This window comes from Streptomyces sp. NPDC087901 (genome assembly GCF_044742205.1).
Taxonomy (GTDB): Bacteria; Actinomycetota; Actinomycetes; order Streptomycetales; family Streptomycetaceae; genus Streptomyces.
Genome location: NZ_JBIUUC010000001.1, coordinates 726555 through 746301, shown reverse-complemented (window position 1 = coordinate 746301; position 19747 = coordinate 726555). Strand labels below are relative to the sequence as shown.

The 19747-nt window shown below is 72.6% G+C and carries 17 protein-coding genes and 1 riboswitch; of the genes, 12 read left to right on the top strand and 5 right to left on the bottom strand.

The genetic code is table 11. From position 1 onward, the window contains the following. Positions 1-183 precede the first annotated feature (183 nt). From ACIOEW_RS03315 to ACIOEW_RS03285, 7 genes are all read left to right on the top strand, one after another. Complete coding sequence (locus ACIOEW_RS03315; protein ID WP_362541300.1) at positions 184-795, top strand: TetR family transcriptional regulator; 612 nt, start codon at positions 184-186, stop codon at positions 793-795. Positions 796-944: 149 nt separating this feature from the next. After that, entirely contained in the window at positions 945-2222 is a 1278-nt protein-coding gene (locus ACIOEW_RS03310) for a substrate-binding domain-containing protein (protein WP_401960885.1), read from the top strand. Positions 2223-2225: 3 nt separating this feature from the next. Then, positions 2226-3020 carry an ABC transporter ATP-binding protein gene (locus tag ACIOEW_RS03305; RefSeq protein ID WP_401960882.1) on the top strand — a complete coding sequence of 265 codons (795 nt, stop codon included), beginning with the start codon at positions 2226-2228 and terminating at the stop codon, positions 3018-3020. Further along, on the top strand, positions 3017-3760 hold the full coding sequence (locus ACIOEW_RS03300; RefSeq protein ID WP_401960880.1) for an ABC transporter ATP-binding protein: 744 nt from the start codon (positions 3017-3019) through the stop codon (positions 3758-3760). Before ACIOEW_RS03305 ends, ACIOEW_RS03300 begins: the two co-directional genes overlap by 4 nt. Beyond that, positions 3760-4647: a branched-chain amino acid ABC transporter permease gene (locus ACIOEW_RS03295; RefSeq protein ID WP_401960878.1), complete on the top strand. Its 888-nt coding sequence runs from the start codon at positions 3760-3762 to the stop codon at positions 4645-4647. The genes ACIOEW_RS03300 and ACIOEW_RS03295 overlap by 1 nt, the downstream gene beginning before the upstream one ends. Further along, the gene (locus ACIOEW_RS03290; protein ID WP_362541286.1) at positions 4644-5753 is read left to right on the top strand and encodes a branched-chain amino acid ABC transporter permease; all 1110 of its coding nucleotides are present in this window, start codon (positions 4644-4646) and stop codon (positions 5751-5753) included. The genes ACIOEW_RS03295 and ACIOEW_RS03290 overlap by 4 nt, the downstream gene beginning before the upstream one ends. Further along, positions 5750-6640, top strand: a complete 891-nt coding sequence (locus ACIOEW_RS03285) for an alpha/beta fold hydrolase (RefSeq protein ID WP_401960875.1) — start codon at positions 5750-5752, stop codon at positions 6638-6640. The genes ACIOEW_RS03290 and ACIOEW_RS03285 overlap by 4 nt, the downstream gene beginning before the upstream one ends. 51 nt (positions 6641-6691) lie before the next feature. On the opposite strand, the gene ACIOEW_RS03280 is transcribed toward ACIOEW_RS03285, so the two are convergent. Continuing rightward, the gene (locus tag ACIOEW_RS03280) at positions 6692-8176 is read right to left on the bottom strand and encodes a PHB depolymerase family esterase (RefSeq protein WP_401960873.1); all 1485 of its coding nucleotides are present in this window, start codon (positions 8174-8176) and stop codon (positions 6692-6694) included. A 260-nt stretch (positions 8177-8436) separates the two neighbouring features. Between ACIOEW_RS03280 and ACIOEW_RS03275 the strand changes: the two genes are divergently transcribed. After that, complete coding sequence (locus ACIOEW_RS03275; protein ID WP_401960870.1) at positions 8437-9258, top strand: 3-hydroxybutyrate dehydrogenase; 822 nt, start codon at positions 8437-8439, stop codon at positions 9256-9258. A 44-nt stretch (positions 9259-9302) separates the two neighbouring features. Beyond that, the gene (locus ACIOEW_RS03270) at positions 9303-11270 is read left to right on the top strand and encodes a helix-turn-helix domain-containing protein (RefSeq protein WP_401960867.1); all 1968 of its coding nucleotides are present in this window, start codon (positions 9303-9305) and stop codon (positions 11268-11270) included. Positions 11271-11531: 261 nt separating this feature from the next. Here the strand turns inward: ACIOEW_RS03270 and ACIOEW_RS03265 are convergent, their stop codons facing one another. Together ACIOEW_RS03265 and ACIOEW_RS03260 are read right to left on the bottom strand one after the other, a co-directional pair. Next, on the bottom strand, positions 11532-11765 hold the full coding sequence (locus tag ACIOEW_RS03265) for a ferredoxin (protein WP_362541269.1): 234 nt from the start codon (positions 11763-11765) through the stop codon (positions 11532-11534). Further along, on the bottom strand, positions 11765-13228 hold the full coding sequence (locus ACIOEW_RS03260) for an aldehyde dehydrogenase (protein WP_362541266.1): 1464 nt from the start codon (positions 13226-13228) through the stop codon (positions 11765-11767). Before ACIOEW_RS03260 ends, ACIOEW_RS03265 begins: the two co-directional genes overlap by 1 nt. A 343-nt stretch (positions 13229-13571) precedes the next feature. Between ACIOEW_RS03260 and ACIOEW_RS03255 the strand changes: the two genes are divergently transcribed. Next, on the top strand, positions 13572-14612 hold the full coding sequence (locus ACIOEW_RS03255; RefSeq protein WP_362541263.1) for an MBL fold metallo-hydrolase: 1041 nt from the start codon (positions 13572-13574) through the stop codon (positions 14610-14612). 19 nt (positions 14613-14631) lie between these two features. On the opposite strand, the gene ACIOEW_RS03250 is transcribed toward ACIOEW_RS03255, so the two are convergent. After that, positions 14632-16152, bottom strand: a complete 1521-nt coding sequence (locus ACIOEW_RS03250; protein WP_401960863.1) for a hypothetical protein — start codon at positions 16150-16152, stop codon at positions 14632-14634. Between the two features lie 279 nt (positions 16153-16431). Between ACIOEW_RS03250 and ACIOEW_RS03245 the strand changes: the two genes are divergently transcribed. After that, positions 16432-16953 carry a GNAT family N-acetyltransferase gene (locus tag ACIOEW_RS03245; RefSeq protein ID WP_401961529.1) on the top strand — a complete coding sequence of 174 codons (522 nt, stop codon included), beginning with the start codon at positions 16432-16434 and terminating at the stop codon, positions 16951-16953. Between the two features lie 185 nt (positions 16954-17138). Here the strand turns inward: ACIOEW_RS03245 and ACIOEW_RS03240 are convergent, their stop codons facing one another. Further along, positions 17139-17900: a hypothetical protein gene (locus ACIOEW_RS03240; RefSeq protein ID WP_401960861.1), complete on the bottom strand. Its 762-nt coding sequence runs from the start codon at positions 17898-17900 to the stop codon at positions 17139-17141. A gap of 266 nt (positions 17901-18166) precedes the next feature. After that, positions 18167-18238: riboswitch (cobalamin riboswitch) on the top strand. Positions 18239-18366: 128 nt separating this feature from the next. Between ACIOEW_RS03240 and ACIOEW_RS03235 the strand changes: the two genes are divergently transcribed. Continuing rightward, the gene (locus ACIOEW_RS03235) at positions 18367-19626 is read left to right on the top strand and encodes a prenyltransferase/squalene oxidase repeat-containing protein (protein WP_362541255.1); all 1260 of its coding nucleotides are present in this window, start codon (positions 18367-18369) and stop codon (positions 19624-19626) included. Positions 19627-19747 lie beyond the last annotated feature (121 nt).

Below are 19747 nucleotides of genomic sequence, written 5' to 3'. Positions count from 1 at the left end.
CGCTAATCTAGAACAAGTTACAGACTGGATCGTTCAATGAGCTACGAATCTACCGGCAGGTAGCAACGGTGCAACGGCCGGATCAGGTGATTCGCGCCACGGCACACACCCTGGCATGCTGTGCGCCGCCGGACCGGCCGCCGCAGCCTCGCGGTCGCGGACAGAAGCCTCGGGATGGGACACATGACAGCGGAAGCCAGACCGGCATCGCCGCCCCTGACGGAACGCCAGGAGGCCCGCCGCCGCCGTATCCTGCACGCCAGCGCCCAGCTCGCCAGCAGGGGCGGTTTCGAGGCCGTCCAGATGCGCGAGGTGGCGGAGGCCGCCGGGGTGGCCCTGGGCACCCTGTACCGCTACTTCCCCTCCAAGGTCCATCTGCTGGTCGCCACCATGCAGGACCAGCTCCAGCACATGCACGGGACGCTCCGCAAACGGCCCCCGACCGGGAACGACGCGGCGGAGCGGGTCGCCGACACCCTGATGCGGGCCTTCCGCGCGATGCAGCGCGAACCGCATCTGGCGGACGCGATGGTGCGCGCGCTGACCTTCGCGGACCGCAGTGTGAGCCCCGAGGTGGACACCGTCTCGCGGCTCACGACGGCGATCATCCTGGACGCGATGGAGCTCGACCGCCCGACGCCCGAGCAGCTCTCGGCCGTCCGGGTCATCGAGCACACCTGGCACTCGGCACTGATCACCTGGCTGTCGGGCCGGGCGTCGATCGCCCAGGTGAAGATAGACATCGAGACGGTGTGCCGGCTGATCGACCTGACCGCGGAGGAACCGGCCGGCTGAGCATCCGGGCGCCTGGCCCCTGGCCCCTGCCTATGGACCGCGCCCACATGCTCCCGGGGTCAGGTGGGGTGCCCTGCACCATATCGACGACGGCACGGTGTTCATACGGTTCGGCGACATCACAGGAACACGCCGAGGAGCCGGTCACCATGCGTCGCAGAGCCAGCACAGTCAGCAGATCCAGCACAGTCGGCAGCCGCACCGCCCCGAACAGGTCACTGTCCACCGCCGCCGTCCTGGCCGCCGCCGGTCTCCTGCTGACCGGCTGCACCGCCGCCGGAACGGCGGGCGACTCCGGCACCGACGGGTCCGGGAAGGCGGCCGCGGACGCGACCGTGAAGGTCGGGCTGGTCTACTCCCGCACCGGACTGCTCGCGGACTACGGCAAGCAGTACCGCGACGGCTTCATGGCCGGCCTGGACTACGCGACGAAGGGCACCGGCAAGGTCGCGGGCCACCGCATCGAGGTCACCGAGCAGGACGACGCGGGCGACCCCGGCAAGGCCGTCTCCGCCGCGAAGAACCTGATCGGCAAGGGCTACAAGGTGCTGGCCGGCACCACCGACTCCGGCGTCGCCCTCCAGATGGCGCCGCTCGCCGCACAGAACAAGGTGCTGTACGTCAGCGGCCCCGCGGCCACCGACGCGGTGACCGGCATCAACCACTACACGTTCCGCTCGGGCCGCCAGTCCTACCAGGACATCCTGACGGCGGGCACGATGCTCGGCGACGCCGAGGGCAAGAAGGTCACGGTCCTCGCCCAGGACTCCACCTTCGGCCAGGCCAACGTCGCCGCCGTGAAGGCGGTGCTCGGCGCGAAGGGCGCGAAGGTGGGCTCCGTACTGGCGCCGCCGAGCGCGACGGACCTGACGCCGTTCGCCCGGCAGGTCAAGGCGGGCGGGCCGGATCTGGTCTTCGTCGCCTGGGCCGGCTCCACCGCCCCCGCGCTGTGGACCGCGCTGGACCAGCAGGGCGTGCTGGGCGCGGGCAAGGTCGTCACCGGGCTCGCCGGGACCGCCTCGTACCCGGTCTTCGGGGCGGCCGGGTCCAAGGTGTCGTTCCTGGCTCACTACTTCCCGGGCGCGGGCGGCGGCAACGCCGTGGAGAAGGCGATGCTGGACTCGGTGACGAAGGCGGGCGGCACGCCCGACCTGTTCACCCCGGACGGCTTCACCGCGGCCCAGATGGTCGTGCGTGCCGTCGCCGAGGGCAGCGCCACCGACCCGGACGCGATGGTGAAGGCCCTGGAGGGCTGGACCTTCGACGGGGCCAAGGGCAAGCAGCAGGTGCGGGCGGAGGACCACGCACTGCTGCAGCCGATGTTCGTGGCCCGGCTGACCGGCAAGGGCGCCGCCGCGAAGCCGGAGCTCCTGGACACCGAGGCGATGGACACCGTGGCGCCGCCCGCGAAGCCCTCGGCGGGCTGAACCGTGACCGCACCCCACACCCCCGGGCGCCAGGAAGGCGGCCCGGGGGACCTCGCGACCCCCGTGCTCCGGCTGGACGGAATCGGCTGGAGCGTCGGCGGCGCGACCATCGTCCAGGACATCACCCTGAGCGTTGGCGAGGGCGAGTTCCTCGCCTTCATCGGCCCCAACGGGGCAGGCAAGACGTCCCTGTTCAACCTGATCAGCGGGCTGACCCTGCCCACCGCGGGCACGATCGCCCTGGACGGCGCGGACATGACGGACCGGCCCGCGCACGTCCGGGCCCGGCGCGGCGTCGGCCGGACGTTCCAGACGTCGAGCCTGTGGCCCGCGATGACCGTCGCCGACCACGTCCGGCTGGCCGCGCAGGCCGCCCGGGGCGGCTCGTACCGCCTCTGGCGCCGCGCCGACCCGTACACCGCCGAGGTGACCGGCGTCCTGGAGCGCACCGGTCTCGGCCACCGGGCCGGGGCCACGGCCGCCGAGCTGTCGCACGGCGAGAAGCGGAAGCTGGAGCTCGCCGTGCTGCTGGTGGGCGAGCCCCGGCTGATGCTGCTCGACGAGCCGATGGCCGGGGTGAGCGCCGAGGAGGTCCCGGCGCTGACCGAACTGATCCGCACCCTGCACCGGGAGGAGGGGCGCACCGTCCTCATGGTCGAGCACCACATGGACGTGCTGCTGGGCCTCGCGGACCGGCTCGCCGTGATGCACCACGGCCGGCTGCTCGCCCTGGACACCCCCGAGGCCGTGACCGCCGATCCGACCGTGCAGCAGGCCTACCTCGGGGAGGGACTGTGACGGAGCAACCCCTGCTCGCCGTACGAGACTTGCGGGTCCTGATCGGCGGCCGCCACATCCTGCACGGCGTGGACCTGGACGTCGCCGGTCACGGCGTGACCGCGCTGCTCGGCCGCAACGGCGCCGGAAAGACCACGACCGTACGGGGCCTCCTCGGCCTCGTCCCGCGCAGCGGCAGTGTCCGCCTCGACGGCGAGGAGACGGTGGCCCTGCCCACGCACGCGCTGGTCCGGCGCGGGATCGGCTACGCCCCCGAGGACCGTGGCGTCTTCGCCGGGCTGACGGTCGCGGAGAACCTGCGACTGGCGGAGCGGCGCGGCGCGGGCGAACCCTCCTACGCGCTGGTCCATGAACTCTTCCCCGAACTCAAGCAACGTGCCCGGCAGTTGGCCGGGACACTGTCCGGCGGCCAGCAGCAGATGGTCGCCATCGGCCGCACCCTGCTCAACGCCAACCGGCTGATCATCGCGGATGAACCCACCAAGGGCCTGGCGCCGAAGGTGGTCACCGAGGTCGCGCAGGTGCTGGAGCGGGCCGCCGAGGCGGTGCCGGTGCTGCTCGTGGAGCAGAACCTCGCCGTCGTACGGCGCCTCGCCGCGCACTGCGTGGTGCTGGCCGACGGCCGGACCGCCCACCGGGGGCCGGCGGCCGGGCTGCTCGGCGACGCGGAGGCGGCCCGCAGGCTGCTCGGCGTGGGCCACGGCCCGCTGACCCCACACACCGCGGAGGCGGATTCCTGATGTCCACCCTCGTCCTGCTCACCATGACCGGACTCGGTCTGGGAGCCCTCTACTTCCTCATCGCGTCCGGACTCTCGCTGATCTTCGGCCTGATGGACGTCCTCAACTTCGCGCACGGGGCGCTGCTGTCCATCGGTGCGTACGGCACCTGGTGGGCGGCGTCCGGGAATCTGCCCGGCGCGGGACCCGGCGGCGCCGGCTTCGTCCTCGCGGTCCTCTTCGGTACAGCGGTGGGCGCTGCGGCAGCCGTGCTCCTGGAACTCACCGTCGTCCGCCCGCTCTACACCCGGCCGCGCGAGCAGGTGCTCGCCACGGTCGGGGTGGGGCTCGCCGTCCCGGCGCTGCTGTCGGGCATCTGGGGCCCGGACGCCCGGACCTTCCCGGGGCCCGAGGCGCTGTCCGGCACCTTCGGGCTGCTGGGCGCACAGGTCCCCGTCAACCGCCTCGTCCTGATCGCGGCGGCGGTCGTGGTCCTGGTGGCGCTGCGGCTGTTCCTGGGCCGGACCCGGCACGGTCTCGTCGTACGGGCGGGGGTCGAAGACCGGGCGATGGTCACCGCGCTCGGCGTCGACGTCCGCAAGGCGTTCACGCTCGTCTTCGCGATCGGCGGCTGCGCCGCCGCACTCGGCGGGGCGCTCGGCGGGCTGTACTTCGGCTCGGTCGACCCCCGCCAGGGCACCTCGCTGCTCATCTTCGCGTTCGTCGTCGTGGTCACCGGCGGCATGGGTTCGGTGACCGGCGCCGCCGTGGCGTCCGTCGTCATCGGCCTGGTCCAGCAGTTCGCCAACTACTACACCGCGGCGGGCCTCGGCGATCTGGCGGTCGTCGTCCTGCTCGCCGCGCTGCTGCTGATCCGCCCGCGCGGACTGACGGGGAGGCTCGCGTGAGCACCGCCACCGAGACACACGAGCGCACCGGCGGCCCCGCGGCCGCGCCCCTGCCGTCCGGCCGGCCCCGGCTGCTGCGCTGGTGGCCCGCCGCCGTCCTGCTGGTCCTGGCCGTCGCACCGTTCAGCGCCGTCCCCGTGCCGGGGCTGCTGGACGGCCCGCTCGGCAGCGCGGGCAGCCTCCAACTCCTCGCCACCTGCCTGCTGTTCGGCGCACTGGCCACGGGCTACGACCTGCTGCTCGGGCGCACCGGACTGCTCTCGTTCGGCCACGCCCTGTACTTCGCGGCCGGGAGCTACGCCACGAACACGTTTCTGCTGGAGGCGGGACTGCCCTTCGGCCTCGCCGCGGTCCTCGGACTTCTCTTCGGGATCGCGCTGGCCCTGGTCCTGGGTTCGGTGAGCCTGCGCGTCACCGGCATCGGCTTCTCCATGGTGACGCTCGCCTTCGCCCAGGCGGGCTCGATCCTGGTGTCCCGCAATCCCGGCGGGGTCACGGGCGGCGAGGAGGGCCGGGCGGCCCCGGCCGATCTGCTCCCCTCCTGGCTCGTCGGCATCGACAACACGGCGAACCTCTACTGGATCGCGCTCGCCTACCTCGTCCTGACCCTGGCCGTCGTCGCCTGGGCGGTCCGCTCCCCCACCGGGCGCGTCTGGGAGGGCATCAAGGAGAACGAGCGCCGGGTGGAGGTGCTGGGCCTGAAACCGTACGGATTCAAGCTGACGGCCTTCGTCGTCGCGGGCGCGCTCGCCGCGCTCGGCGGCATCGTGCATCTGCTCCTGACCGGCGGCTCCACGCCCCAGACGACCACGTCCGACTTCACGCTGTCGCTTCTGGTGATGGTGGTGCTGGGCGGCTCGGGGACCCGCTGGGGTCCGATGGTCGGCGGCATCCTCTACACGTGGGCGGACCACCGGCTCGGCGACCTGGCCGGTTCGGGCGCGGTCGCCGGGCTGCCCGCGGTGCTCCGCGTCCCGCTCTCCCAGCCGCTGTTCCTGCTGGGCGTGCTGTTCGTGGCCGTGGTACATCTGCTGCCGGGCGGCCTGGCCCGGCTGCCGTCCAGGCTGAGGGCCGTCGCGCACCGGAAGGAGACCGGAGACCAGTGATTCCGTACGAGGAGATCAAAGCCCCTGTGAACGGAGGCGAGTTGGCCGCACTGCGCTGGCCGGCCACCGATCCGCAGGCGCCGACGGTGGTGGCGCTGCACGGCATCACCGCCAACGCACTCTCCTGGGCCACGGTGGCCCGGCAGCTGGCCGGCCGCGTCACGCTGATCGCCCCGGATCTGCGGGGCAGGGCAGGGAGTTCGCGTCTCCCCGGCCCGTACGGCATCGCCACGCACGCGGACGACGTCGCCACTCTGGCCGAGGCCCTCGGCCTGGACCGGGTGGTGCTGGCCGGCCACTCGATGGGCGCGTTCGTGGCGGCGCTGGCCGCGGTGCGGCACCCGGACCGCTTCGGCCCGCTGCTGCTCGTCGACGGCGGCATCGGCTTCCCCGCGCCCACGCATCTGACGCCCGACGAGCTGCTGACGGCGGTGATCGGCCCGGCGATGGACAGGCTGTCGATGACCTTCACGGACCGGGCCGCCTACCGCGCCTTCTGGCAGGCACACCCGGCGTTCGCGGGCGCGTGGTCGGACGAGGTGGACGCGTACATCCAGCGCGATCTGACGGGCGAGGAGCCGGCCCTGCGCTCGACGTGCCGGATCGAGGCGATCCGCACGGACGGCGTCGGCCTGTTCGACGCGGAGGTGCTCTCGGCGGTACGGAAACTGCCCGCCGAGGCGACGCTGCTGTGGGCGGCGCGCGGTCTGATGGACGAGGAGCAGGGGCTGTACGACGAGAGCCGGCTGGCGGCTGCGGACCTGGGCGGGACCCGGGTGGAGCCGGTGGCGGTGAAGGACGTGAACCACTACACGGTGCTCACGGGCGAGCGGGGCGGGCGGGAGGTCGCCGACCGGATGGTGGCATACGCGCGGCAGGACGCCTGACGGGTGGGCCGGGCCCGGCGGTTGCCTGCCGGGCCCGGCCCACCGCACGCGTCAGCCGGTGGTGCAGCCGCTGTCCGCGATCACGAAGTACCCGGCGGGCGACTCCTTCAGGGTGTGGGTGACGAAGACGTTGTACAGCCCCATGTTCTGGTCGGATCCGTTGGCGTAGACGTACCCGCCGGTGGTGTGGGCCCTGCCCGCCGTCACCTGCGCGTAGTTGGTGGCGGTGTGGCACTGTGCGGGCGTGCTGCCGCCGGTGGTGGTCGCCGTCACCTGGGCCGACGTGGTGCCGGCCGTGCCCGATCCGTCCAGGGCCGTCACGGTGTAGCGGTAGGCGGTCCCGGCGGTGAGTCCGGTGTCCGTGTACGTGGTGGCGGTGGGCGACGCGATCTTCGTCCCGTTGCGGTGGACGGCGTACGAGGCCGCGCCCGCGACCGCGTTCCAGGACAGGGACGCCGTGTTGGCAGTGGTGCCGGTGACGGTCACGCCCGTGGGGGCCGGGAGCTGGTCGCCGCCACCGCCGGGAGCTCCGCCGTCCAGTCCCCAGAAGACGCCCGTGTAGTACGTGGAGCAGATCGCGTTCAGGAAGTACGCGGCCGTCGTCCCGCACTGCTGGTCGCCGGTCCCCGGGCTCACGGGAAGGCCGTGGCCCATGCCGGAGACGGAGTACGTCTCCACGGCCGGGTTGCCCGAGGCGTCGTTGTAGACGCTGCGGGTGGTGTTCCCGGGCAGGGTGTCGGTGGACGACGGGGTCTGGCCGATGCCCCAGACGTCCGTCCACTGGTCGCGCAGCGCCGTGGCGTTCGCCGGGTACACGGTGTAGTCCGAGGTCCCCTGCCAGACCGCCACGCGGGGCCAGGGGCCGGCGTACCCCGGATGGGCGGCGCGGACCTTGTCCCCCCACTGCGCGGGCGTCAGCTTCTGCGGGCCCGTCTGGCAGCCCGACGCGGCCGCCTGGCTCGTCGCACACTGCGCGGGCAGCCCCGAGGCCACCGAACCGCCCGCGAACACGTCCGGGTAGGCGGCCAGCAGGTCCGCGGTCATGCCGCCGCCCGCAGAGAGGCCGGTGACGTACACCCGGCGGCCGTCCGAGCCGTACTGCTGCTTCGCGTACTCGACCATCTGGACGACGGAGGCGGCCTCGCCCTTGCCCCGGGTGTCCTCGGCCGGGTCGAACCAGCCGAAGCAGGAGAGCGAGTTGTTCGCGGACGTGGTCTGCGGGAACACGACGGCGAAGCCCCACTTGTCGGCGAACTTCGGCCAGCCGGAGTTGGTGTAGTACGCGGAGGCCGTCTGGGTGCAGCCGTGCAGGGCGACGACCAGGGGCGCGTTCGCGGGAAGGCCGGCGGGTGTGTAGGCGTACATCTGCAGATTGCCCGGGTTGGAGCCGAAGCCGGTGACCTGCTGGAGGCCACCGGCGGCAGCGGCGGCCGGCTGTGCGGCGGCGGTGGTGGTGCTCAGCGTCGCCGCGAGCAGGCCGAGGACGGCCGTGGACGCTACGCGGCGGAACAGGCGTCTCAGGATCGATGGGCGCACGGGTGCCTCCCTGGTCGGTTCGTGCGGGGGGGTTCGGGTTGCTGCCGGAACCTATGAGCAGCGCCTGCGCACGCCCATGTGGCAGGCGGACACCGGCGGGTGCGAGGTGTGTGCGGCCGGTCCCTTGTGCGCTCCGGGGAGCCCTCGGCGGGGCGGCCCCGCGCCGGGCGGCACCATGTGCGCCGCCACCATGCCGGGGCAGGAGGGTGTGTGCACCGGCGCCGTGTGACACGGGCCGCCACGTACCTACGGTGACGGCCATGGAGACTTCCCGCAGACCGGATCGCGATCCCGCCGCCCCCTCCCCCGGCGGCGGATCACCGCAGGTACCCGCTGAACCGCTGCTGGCCGGGCGCACCGCGCTGGTGACCGGTGCGGCGAGCGGCATCGGACGGGCCTGCGCGCAGGCGCTGGCCGCGGCGGGCGCCCATGTGCACATCGTGGACAGGTCCGGCGAGGCCGCGAAGAGCCTGGCGGAGGAGATCGGCGGGACGCCCTGGGTGGTGGACCTGTCCGACCCCGCGGTCGTCGACACGCTGCCGGCCCATGTGGACGTCGTGGTCAACAACGCGGGGCTCCAGCACGTCGCCCCCGTCCACGAGTTCCCGCCGGAGCGCTTCGCCCTGATCCAGCGCGTCATGGTGGAGACCCCGTTCCGCATCTTGCGCCGGACCCTTCCGGGCATGTACGAACGCGGCTGGGGGCGCGTGGTCAACATCTCGTCGGTGCACGGCTTGCGCGCGAGTCCCTACAAGTCGGCCTATGTGACGGCGAAGCACGCACTGGAGGGACTGAGCAAGGTGGTGGCGCTCGAAGCGGCGGAGCACGGGGTGACGAGCAACTGCGTCAGCCCCGGATACGTACGCACGCCCCTGGTCGAGAACCAGATCGCCGACCAGGCGCGGGCGCACGGCATCTCGGAGGAGGACGTGGTGGCGCGGGTCATGCTGGAGCGCAGCGCGATCAAGCGGCTGATCGAGCCGGCGGACGTCGCCGAGGCGGTCCTGTGGCTGTGCGGGCCACGCACCGGGCACATCACGGGCACCTCGCTCGCCATGGACGGCGGCTGGACCGCGAACTGACCGACCGCTCCCCGATTCCCCCTGTCTGACGAACGCTGGACGCCATGCCTGAACCGCTCCCCTCCGCCGCACCCCACCTCCGGCATCTGTTCGACCTGCTGGCCGACGACGCCCCCGCCGAGGCGCTGGGGGCGGTCCTGTCGACGGCTCGGGCCGACGGTGTGCCCTCAGAGGAGCTCGCCGAGGTGGAGCGGGCCACGGCCACCGCGCTGCGGATCAGGGGCGCCCTGCGGCAGCACCGGCGCCGGGAGCTCCAGCTGACCGCGCTCTTCGACACGGCGGGCGACCTGGCGGCCTCCCGCGACCTGGACGACGTGCTGAAGGCGATCGTGCGCCGGGCCAGGATGCTGCTGGGTACGGACACGGCCTACCTCACGCTCCCGGACGAGGAGGCGGGCGACACCTACATGCGGGTGACCGACGGGTCGGTGTCGGTGCTCTTCCAGCGGCTGCGGCTGGAGCTCGGCGAGGGGCTCGGCGGCCTGGTGGCGCAGACGGCGAGCCCGTACGCGACACCGGACTACCGCACCGACGACCGCTTCCGCCACACCCGCAACATCAACGCCGGCGTCCTGGACGAGGGCCTGGTCGCCATCCTGGGCGTGCCCCTGCTGCTCGGCTCCAGCCGCGGCGGTACGGGAAAGGTGATCGGCGTCCTCTTCGCGGCCGACCGCGCGCCCCGGGTCTTCAGCCCCGACGAGGTGGCCCTCCTCTGCTCGCTGGCCGCGCACGCCGCGATCGCCATCGACACGGCCCGCGCGCTGGCCGACACCACCGCGGCCCTCGCCGAGCTGGCGGAGGCGAACGCGGAGCTGGCCGAGGCCAACGCCTCGGTACGGGCGCACTCGGCGGCCATGCGGCGGGCCGAGGAGTCTCACGACCGGCTGACGGACCTGGTACTGCGGGGCAGGGACGTCAAGGACGTGGCGGCGGCCGTCGCCGGGCTGCTCGACTCCCCGCTGACCATTCACGACCCGGGCGGCCGTCCGCTGGCCGCCGTGCGCCCGGACGGTACGGGCTTCGCCGCCGACAGCATGGACGCCGGGTGGCTGGCGGAGGCGGCCGAGGAGTCCCGTACGGGGGCACGCGCCGTGCACCGCGACGGGCGGGTGGTCTGCGCGGTGCTCGCCGGGCAGGAGCTGCTGGCCGGGCTGGTGCTGCACCGCGGCCGCCCGCTGGACGACTCCGACCGGCGGCTCTTCGAGCGGTCGGCCGTGGTCACCGGGCTCCTCCTGCTCCTGCGCCGCACGGTGGCCGAGACGGAGAACCGGATACGGGGCGAGCTGATCGCCGACCTGCTGACGGACACCGGCCGCGACCCGGCGGGGCTGGCCGAGCGCGGCCGCCGCCTGGGCATCGACCTGGACCGCCCGCATCTGCTGCTGGTGGCGGAGACCGGAGCGCGGGAGCGGCTCGCCCCGGCCGCCATGCGCTATCTGTTCGGCGGGGAGATCCACGGGGTGAGCGCCGAACACGCGGGCACGGTCGTGCTGTTGATCGAGGGCGTCGACACGGGCGCGGGGCGCGCGGCCCGTTCGGCGGCGGCCCAGCTCGGCCAGCTCGCGCAGTCCCCCGTCACCGTGGCCGCCGCAGGCCCCGCCCGGGGCCCCCGCGAACTGGCAGCCGCGTACGGCGAGGCGGCACGCTGCCTGCGGGCGATGCGGGTGCTGGGGCGTACGGGCGAGGGCGCGTGCGTGGACGAACTCGGCTTCCTGGGCGTGGTCCTGGGCAACGCGCAGGACGTCGACGGCTTCGTGACAGCGGCGCTGGGACCCTTGCTGGACTACGACGCGCAGCGCGGCACGCACCTGGTGCGGACATTGAGCGCGTACTTCGGCGCCGGCGGCAGCCTGATCCGGGCCAAGGACGAGCTGCACGTGCACGTGAACACGGTGGTGCAGCGGCTGGACCGGATCCAGGTGCTGCTGGGCCGGGACTGGAACGAGCCGGACCGGGCGCTGGAACTGCAACTGGCTTTGCGACTGCATCTGTTGTCGGGTGCGCGGCCCTGATCCGCCCGCCCGCACGGCCCACAAGGGGGGCGGGACGGGACGAACACGGGGCCGGGAATGGAACCGCGTGGGGCGGCGCTGCACCGCGCGGACCGACGTCGTGCACCTCTCCCTCCACGACGCCCCGGCCGTCCAGTGGGCTCTGGTCCGGCGTACGGCCCTTGAGACCCCGCTGGTACGCGCGCTCGCCGAGGCGGCTGCGGAGGAGGACGGGGAGCCGGCCGTGCCGTGGGGCCGGGCAGCCGCCGCCACCCGCTCCCCTCAGTCCTCCGGCGGGAACACCACCTCGCCCGTGTCGGCCAGCGCGACCGTGATGGCCTCGACCGGGCATCCCTCGGCGGCGGCGAGGACGCGTTCGTTGGCGTCCGTCTCCGGGTCGACCGGGTGGGACTGCCGGGCGGTGTCCAGCCGGAATCCGTCCGGTGCGTGGTTCACGCACATCCCGGACCCGATGCAGACGGCCCGGTCGACCTCGACGCTCCAGCGGTCGCCCATCAGGCCTCGCCCCCGTATCCGGCGGGCAGGTGGATCATCTTGTGCTCGAAGAACTCGCCGTACCCCTCGGGACCGAACTCCCGGCCCAGTCCGGAGTTCTTGTAGCCGCCGAACGGGCCGAGCATGTCGAGGCTGAACGTGTTCACGCTGTACGTGCCGGTCCTGACCCGGCGGGCGATGTCGATGCCGCGCTCGGTGTCGGCGGTCCAGACGCTGCCGCTGAGGCCGTACTCGGAGTCGTTGGCGATCTTCACGGCCTCGTCCTCGTCGCCGTACGGCAGCAGGCAGATGACCGGCCCGAAGATCTCCTCTCGGGCGATGCGCATGGAGTTGTCGACGTCACCGAAGAGCGTCGGCTCGACGTACCAGCCGCGCTCCTGGGATGCCGGACGCCCGCCCCCGGTCAGTACCTTCGCGCCCTCCTCCTGCCCGATCCGGATGTAGTCGAGGGAGCGTTGCTGCTGGCGCTGCGCGACGAGCGGTCCGAGTTCGGTGGCGGGGTCGAGGGGGTCGCCGACCTTCAGCGCACCGGCGGCGGCGGCGAAGGCCTCGGCCGTCTCCTCGTACCGGGAACGCGGTACGAGGATGCGGGTCTGGGCCACGCAGGCCTGCCCGTTGATCATCCAGGCGAAGGGCACGATGCCGGCGACCGCGGCGGCCAGGTCGGCGTCGGGGAGGATCACGGCGGCGGACTTCCCGCCGAGCTCCAGGGTGACGCGGGTGAGGTTGCGCGAGGCGACCTCCATGACGCGCCGGCCGGCGGCGACGGACCCGGTGAACGAGACCTTGTCGACGCCGGGATGCCCCACCAGGTACTCGCTCACCTCGCGGTCGGCGGGCAGGATCGACAGCACACCCTCGGGCAGCCCGGCCTCGGCGACGATCTCCGCCAGGATGTAGGCGTCGAGCGGCGATTCGGGCGACACCTTGAGGACGGCCGAGCACCCGGCGAGCAGTGCGGGCGCGAGTTTGGCGGCGGCGGTGAACTGGGGCACGTTCCAGGGCACGACGGCCGCGACGACCCCGACCGGCTCCCGGCGCACGAGCAGCGGCCCGAGCACCCCGTCGCGTCGTTCCTCGTATGGGAAGGTGCGCGCGACCGTGATGGCCGCGTCCCACACCATCATCGCGGCGAGGGCCTGCACCATGACGCTGGAGGTGTACGGGGTGCCGTTCTCCGAGCTGATGACCCGGGCGATCTCCTCGTACCGTACGGCGAACGCGTCCTTGATCCGGGTGACGACGGCGATGCGCTCGTCCAGCGTCATCCGCGGCCAGGGCCCGTGGTCGAACGCCTGCCGGGCGGCGGCGACGGCCCGGTCGACGTCCCCCTCGGCGGCATGCGGCACACGGCCGATGACCTGCTCGGTGTGCGGGGAGATGACCTCGATGACATCCCGCCCGAGCGGATCGACCAACTTCCCGCCGATGAACAGTTTTCCGTGTTCGACAAGCTCGCTCATGGCTGCTGCCTCCCGCGACGCGGCACGTGACCCGACTCGTTGACTGGTTCTGCATCCGGATTCTGCATCCGGCACGCATCTGACTGCGTGTCAGAACTGATACCAGTTCCAGTTCCAGGAGTCCACGGCTGGGACAACGACTGCCCGGTCCTTCCCCGCGCGGCGAACGAGGCGCTCCCCGTCACCACCCTCCCGCGACAGCCCTCCCCCGTACAGTGCCGCGGCTCGGGCGGAACGGACAGTCGACCGGGGCTACCACTGGAACAAGTTCTCGTTACAGTGGACGCGGCGCGTCGTGGCCGTACCCCGCACGCCGCCCAGGCCGCTCAGAGATGGGGAGTCCATGACGCAGGTGATCAACCATGGTGGAGGCGTCCACAGCATCAAGGTCCCCATCCCGGACAACCCGTTGGGCCACACCCTGGTCCACCTCCTCGACACGGACCGGGGCCCGGTCCTGATCGACACCGGCTGGGACGACCCGGAGGCCTGGAACACGCTCACGGCCGGGCTCACCACCGTGGGCGTGGACATCACCGACATCCACGGCGTGGTCATCACGCACCACCACCCCGACCACCACGGCCTCTCCGGCCAGGTCCGGGAGGCGTCCGGCGCCTGGATCGCGATGCACGCGGCCGACACGGCGATCGTCCGCCGTACCCGCGCGTCGGAGCCCGGCACCTGGCTGGCCTACCTCGCGACGAAGCTGGCGACGGTCGGCGCACCCGAGGACCACATCGCCCCGCTCCTGGCCGCCCGCGAGAAGGGCGGCCGCATGCGCACCCTGCCCGGCCTGCGGGCCGCGATCCCGGACCGCGAGATCGTGCCGGGCGAGCTCCTCGACCTGGCGGGCCGCACCCTGCGCGCGATCTGGACCCCGGGCCACACCCCGGGCCATGTCTGCCTGCACCTGGAGGAGGACCACCCGGCCAACCTCCCCGGCCGCGGCCGCCTGTTCTCCGGCGACCACCTGCTCCCCGGCATCAGCCCGCACGTCGGCCTCTACGAGGACCCGGACGACGCCACGGCCACCGACCCGCTCGGCGACTACCTCGACTCCCTGGAACGCATCGGCCGACTCGGCGTCGCCGAGGTCCTGCCGGCCCACCAGTACGCGTTCGCGGATGCCGCAGGCCGCGTACAGGAGCTCCTGGACCACCACGAGGAGCGCCTGACGGGCCTTCTCTCGCTGCTCGCCGAACCACTCACGCCGTGGCAGCTGGCCGAACGCATGGAGTGGAACCGCCCCTGGGAGCAGATCCCTTACGGGTCGAGGAACATCGCCGTCTCGGAGGCCGAGTCACACCTGCGCCGCCTCGTGAAGCTGGGACGCGCGGAAGCGGTGACGGGAAGCGAGCCGGTGACGTACGTGGCGGTGTGACGCCGGCGCGGGGCCGGAGTCACACGACGGCACCGGTGTCCTCGCGCGGTCCCGCCGGGACGGCTTCGGGGGCCCGGCCGGCCGACGGCACGGTGGGGCTGGCGTCCGGTTCACCGGCGGTCCCGCCGGCCGCCGCGCGCCGGCGCGCCACAAAGGCGGTGGCGACGAGGGCGAGTGCGACGGTCCCGGAGAGCGCGGGCCAGTACACGTAACGGTAGTTGGACTCGGGCGCGGTGGGCAGATAGGCGAGGATGTACAGGAGGGAACTGGCCCCGAGGAGCCGGAGCTCCCGGGTGTAGGGACCGGCCCACCGGCGACGCAGCACCAGCACCAGCGAGACGGCGAGCCAGAACCAGCCCTGGAAGAGCATGGGCAGGTCGCGGGCGAACCCGGTCACATAGTTCTGCAGAGCGAACCGCAGCGTGTCGTTCAGCGGCTGTTTGGGCACCTCGGGGTGCAGCCGGGCACCGGCATTGACATGGGAGCCGTTCCAGAAGGTCTGGTTGCTCTGGAAGAGCAGCTTGGTGAAGACCCGGGCCCGGTACTCGGCGTAGCCCTTCCAGTGCTTCGGCATCTGCTGCGTCCACATCCGGACGACGACGTCGGCGCGCCGGTCCAGATACGTCACATCGAACGGCCTGCGCTGCGGGAAGCACTGCAGGTACCCGTCCGAGGTGATGTGCCGCTTCTGGCAGGTGACGGCGGCGGCGACCATCCGGTCCCGCAGGTCCGCGTCCGCACCCGCCTGTTCGGCGGCGGCGCGCACCTGGTCCGGGGTGAGCACGTGGACGAGGTCGTCCACCGGGATCACCGCGTACACGCGCGTGGCCAGCGGAGCGGTGGCCACGTTCACCGCGGCGCTGCCGCCCGCCACGACCGCGACGAAGACACCGGTGGCCGCCAGCCAGCGACGCCGGCCCGGGGCGGGCCACGCCGCGAGGACCAGCAGGGCGAAGACCGGGATCGTGGCGGGAATGGCGTTCTTCCGCACGAGGGCGGCGTAAGCGAGGAACAGCAGACCCAGCGCGAGCAGGGCCCAGCGGGCCCTGAACCGCTCCCGCGGCAGGTCACGCACGGTCAGCGCGATCGCGAAGACCGCGAGGAGCGCGTACGCCAGGTGCACGTCCTTCCACACCACGCCGGTGAAGTTCATGATGTGCGGCGCGAATCCGACGGCCAGTACCGCGAGGGAGAGCCCGCGACTGCCGGTCCTCTTCCACACCAGCCGGGCGAGCACCCACAGCGTCCCCCACAGCATGGCTGCCTGCGTCGCCGCCATGGAGGAGAAGTCCCCCGTGATCCGGATGAGGATCCGCCACGCGAGCGCCATCACCGGCGGATGCCAGTCGTTCACCGGCTCGTCGCCGAGTGCCTGCCCCAGCTGGGTGTTGCTGTCCGGGCTGAGGTATCCGGGGTGGAAGACGGTGGCCACGGCGTAGCCGCACGCCGCCGCGATGACCGCCAGGCACCACGGCCACGCCGTGCCGTCCTTCCAGGCTCTGCGCAGTGCGGTGGTCCACCGGTCGACGGTTCCGGACATAGGGGCGGGGCCTCCCAGCCGATGATGACGGGTCGCGTGGTCGCTCAACTGCGAGCTGAGGGAAAACAGTTCGCGGACAGCGTGGACGGGAATCTATGCGTAACGGATGACAGAGGACAAACCGGAACGACTATTCACCCGAACGAGGGGCTCGCGAGGTGCGCCCGTCAGAGGCCCGGTCATCACGGCCCCACGCCGGTCCCTTGGCACTGCCGCGCCGATGGCACAGTTGCCCCTGTGATCACAGAGCGCCGCGATGAGCCCGTCGTACTGAACGCCATGGAGCTGGCGGCCGATCCGCAGCTGGAAGGCCGGTTCGCGGAGTCGGCCCACCGGATCCTGGCCGGCCTGGTCGCCGGCGGTGCGGCGCTGGGCTGGGTCGAGCCGCCCTCGCGGGACGAGGTGGCGGAACTGCTCCGCGATGTCGTCTCCGCGGTGCGGTCGGGGGACGCGTCCCTGCGGGCGGCCTACGTGGGCCGCGCCCTTGCCGGGTTCGGGTACTGGCGCCGCTACGCCCGGCCCACCCATCGGCCGCACGCGGACCTGGAGAAGGTCGCGGTGGACGGGGCCGCTCAAGGCCGTGGTGTCGGCCGGGCGCTGACCGCCGCCCTGATCGCCGATGCCCGGGAACGGGACATCGAGGTCCTCACCCTGGACGCCCGGGGCGACAACACCCCTGCCCTGCACCTGTACCGGTCGCTGGGCTTCACCGAGTACGGACGGCTGCCCGACTTCGTGGCGGTCGGCGAAGCCCGGTACGACAAGGTCTTCTGCATGCTGGACCTCCGCCGAAACGCCTGACCGCCCGTCCGCCCGTCGGGGGCGGGCGCCCTCCGACGGGCGGGGCAGGGAACGATCCTGAGCTGTGACGATCACCGCGCGCGCACGCAACCGGGCGACCCTCGGCCGTCAACTCCGGTCGGCCCGTGAGCCGCTGGGCGCCCTGGACGGAGTGCGGCGGGTGCGGTTCCGGTGGGCCGGGCGGATCAGGACGACTTCGGCCACACGTAGAGCGTGCCACTGACCGACGCCTCGTCCGATCCGTCGTCGATGTGCTCGATCAATGCCATCGAGACAGCACCCTGGTCCGTGACGGAGCACAGCGCCGCGCCTTCGACGAAGCCCCGTTTGCCGCGCTCATAGCTGTCGAGAAGCCCGAGGGCTCCGAAGCCGGTCCTCGACGCCGCCTTGCAGGACTCGAAGGACTTCGGCACGTCGGCCTGCAGCAGGCCCACACGGGTGTTGGGCAGCGCGCGCAGCACATAGTTGTTCTGGTCGTTACAGCTGCCGGGCCAGTAGAGGAGTTCGGCCCCGCGGGGATCCTTGCTCGCGCCGTTGTCCTCGCCCATGCCCGACGTTTCCACCCGGCTCATGCCGTCGTCGAGATCGACGAGTTGCTGTTCGTGCTGGTTACAGGGAGCGGGCGCCAGCCCCCACATGGTCCTGGTCACCTGTGCGTACCCGGCCGGCGCCGTGAGGTCGGCATCGGAGGAGGACGGAGCGCTCGGGGATGCCGAGGCGTCCGGGGTCGCGGTGGGAGACCCGGTCTCCGCCGAGGCGTGGTCCGGGCTCGACCGGGCGGAGGGTTCCGACTGCGGGCTGCTGGGGGCGGGGGCCGGGGCAGGCGCCGAGACGGGATCGCGGTCGGAGCCGTTGCTGAAGATCACCGTCGCGACGATGCCGATCAGCGGGATGGCGATCCCTCCGACCCACCATGCCCACCGGGGCGGATCCGTGCGCGGCGGCACGGGGGGATGAGGTGGCGGTGTATCGGGTGGCCGGGAAGGAGGCGGAGGGAATCCCCCTGCACCTGTCGTCATACCCGCCACCCCTTCAACCCGACTGATTCTCAAGCCGGTTGCAGTTTAACGATCACCCTCCGAAAGGGCCATGGACTATTCCGGGCGTTCCGGACGAGCAGCCCTTGCCCCGGCGCCGCCCCCGCCCCCGGCGCCCGGGCAGGGCCCCGTAGCACCCGCCCGGTAGAGTGGGCTGGTCGTCATCATGCCCGTTCAGGGGGAAGCCGGTGCGAATCCGGCGCTGACCCGCAGCCGTGACCGCCTCACCGGCGGGAGCCGGAATGCCCTGTCCGTGTCGTGACCGGCTCGTGTCGTCGGGACCCCCCGGCGGCCGGCACCGTCGAGGTATACGGAGCCGGAGCCTGGTGCCTGTGTGTGCCTGTGCCCGGTTCCCCCAGGAGAGGCCCCGCTCGCCATGACCGTACGCCGCAGCGCAGCTGCGCTCGCCGCCACCGCCACCGTGCTCTGTGCGGCCGCAGCCCCGGCCGCAGTCGCCGCGCCGTCCCCCTCCCCCTCGCCGTCCGTGGCACTGCCCTCGGGGCTGTACGGCACGAAGGACCCGACGTACGACGGGGTCTGGCGGCAGTCGCTGGCCTTCATCGCACAGCGGACCGTGGGCGTCACGCCCGCCGAGAAGGCCGTCGACTGGCTGATCGGCCAGCAGTGCGACAGCGGGGCGTTCCCCGCGTACCGGCCCGACGCCTCCGTGCCCTGCGACGCCAAGACCATGATCGACACGAATGCGACGGCGGTCGCCGTGCAGGCGCTGCACGAGGTCCGGGGGCACGAGGACCTCGTCGCGACCGGCGTCGACTGGCTGAAGTCCGTGCAGAACGAGGACGGCGGCTGGGGTTACACCGCCGGCAGCCCCAGTGACGCGAACTCCACCTCGATCGTCATCGGCACCCTCGGCCGGGCCGGGCAGAAGCTCGGCGATGTGACGACGGACGGCGGCAAGACCCCGTACGACGCCCTGCTCACCTTCGCCATCCCGTGCGGCGGCAAGGACGGCGGCGCGTTCGCGTACCAGCCCGACAAGGCCGGCAAGCTCGTCGCCAACGGCGACGCCACCGCGGCCGCCGTGCTCGGCTCCCTCGGCAAGGGATTCGTCATCGGGAACAACGCCGCGGTCAAGGACCCCACCTGCACCAAGGGTGCGGCGCTCAAGCCCGAGCAGGCGGCCCAGAACGGCGCCTACTACCTCGGCGGGGCCCTCGCGAAGACCGGCCACCTCGACTCGCCGCCGATGCCAGGCGCCGAGGACAGCACCCCGCAGCCCGACTTCGGCAACACCGCCGACGCGGTCGTCGCCCTGTCCGCCGCCGGTCACAAGGACAAGGCCGCCGCGTCCGTGAAGTGGCTGGCGGAGAACTCCGCGGACTGGGCGAAGGAGAACGGCCCCGCCGCCTACGCGCAGCTGGTCATGGCCGCCCACTCCACCGGCGCGGACCTCCACGACTTCGGCGGCGCCGACCTCGTCGCCCAGCTGAACGCGACCGGGCCCGCACCCACCGCCACCCGGAAGCCGACCGCGAGCGCCACCGAGGAGGAGAAGAAGGACAGCGGCGACGGTGACGGGATCGGCGGTGTCTGGTGGTTCGTCGGGATCGGGCTCGCCGTCGGCGCCGGCGCCGGCTTCCTGATCAGCGGCCGCCGCAAGAACCAGCAGCTGTGAGCGGCTGTCGGGTGGCCTCGGACCGGAGAAGCGGACGCGGTCCGGTGCGTGCGATTCCACGGCGGAGGAGGGAGGCGACGCGGAGCGTCGTCGACCGACGACAACGCGGGAAGCGTGCGTG

Excerpts from the sequence above, each read along its gene's own strand:
- ACIOEW_RS03315 (WP_362541300.1), top strand. The coding sequence starts at position 184 with ATGACAGCGGAAGCCAGACCGGCATCGCCGCCCCTGACGGAACGCCAG.
- ACIOEW_RS03310 (WP_401960885.1), top strand. The coding sequence starts at position 945 with ATGCGTCGCAGAGCCAGCACAGTCAGCAGATCCAGCACAGTCGGCAGC.
- ACIOEW_RS03295 (WP_401960878.1), top strand. The coding sequence starts at position 3,760 with ATGTCCACCCTCGTCCTGCTCACCATGACCGGACTCGGTCTGGGAGCC.
- ACIOEW_RS03275 (WP_401960870.1), top strand. The coding sequence starts at position 8,437 with ATGGAGACTTCCCGCAGACCGGATCGCGATCCCGCCGCCCCCTCCCCC.
- ACIOEW_RS03270 (WP_401960867.1), top strand. The coding sequence starts at position 9,303 with ATGCCTGAACCGCTCCCCTCCGCCGCACCCCACCTCCGGCATCTGTTC.
- ACIOEW_RS03265 (WP_362541269.1), bottom strand. The coding sequence starts at position 11,765 with ATGGGCGACCGCTGGAGCGTCGAGGTCGACCGGGCCGTCTGCATCGGG.
- ACIOEW_RS03260 (WP_362541266.1), bottom strand. The coding sequence starts at position 13,228 with ATGAGCGAGCTTGTCGAACACGGAAAACTGTTCATCGGCGGGAAGTTG.
- ACIOEW_RS03255 (WP_362541263.1), top strand. The coding sequence starts at position 13,572 with ATGACGCAGGTGATCAACCATGGTGGAGGCGTCCACAGCATCAAGGTC.
- ACIOEW_RS03250 (WP_401960863.1), bottom strand. The coding sequence starts at position 16,152 with ATGTCCGGAACCGTCGACCGGTGGACCACCGCACTGCGCAGAGCCTGG.
- ACIOEW_RS03245 (WP_401961529.1), top strand. The coding sequence starts at position 16,432 with ATGGAGCTGGCGGCCGATCCGCAGCTGGAAGGCCGGTTCGCGGAGTCG.
- ACIOEW_RS03235 (WP_362541255.1), top strand. The coding sequence starts at position 18,367 with ATGACCGTACGCCGCAGCGCAGCTGCGCTCGCCGCCACCGCCACCGTG.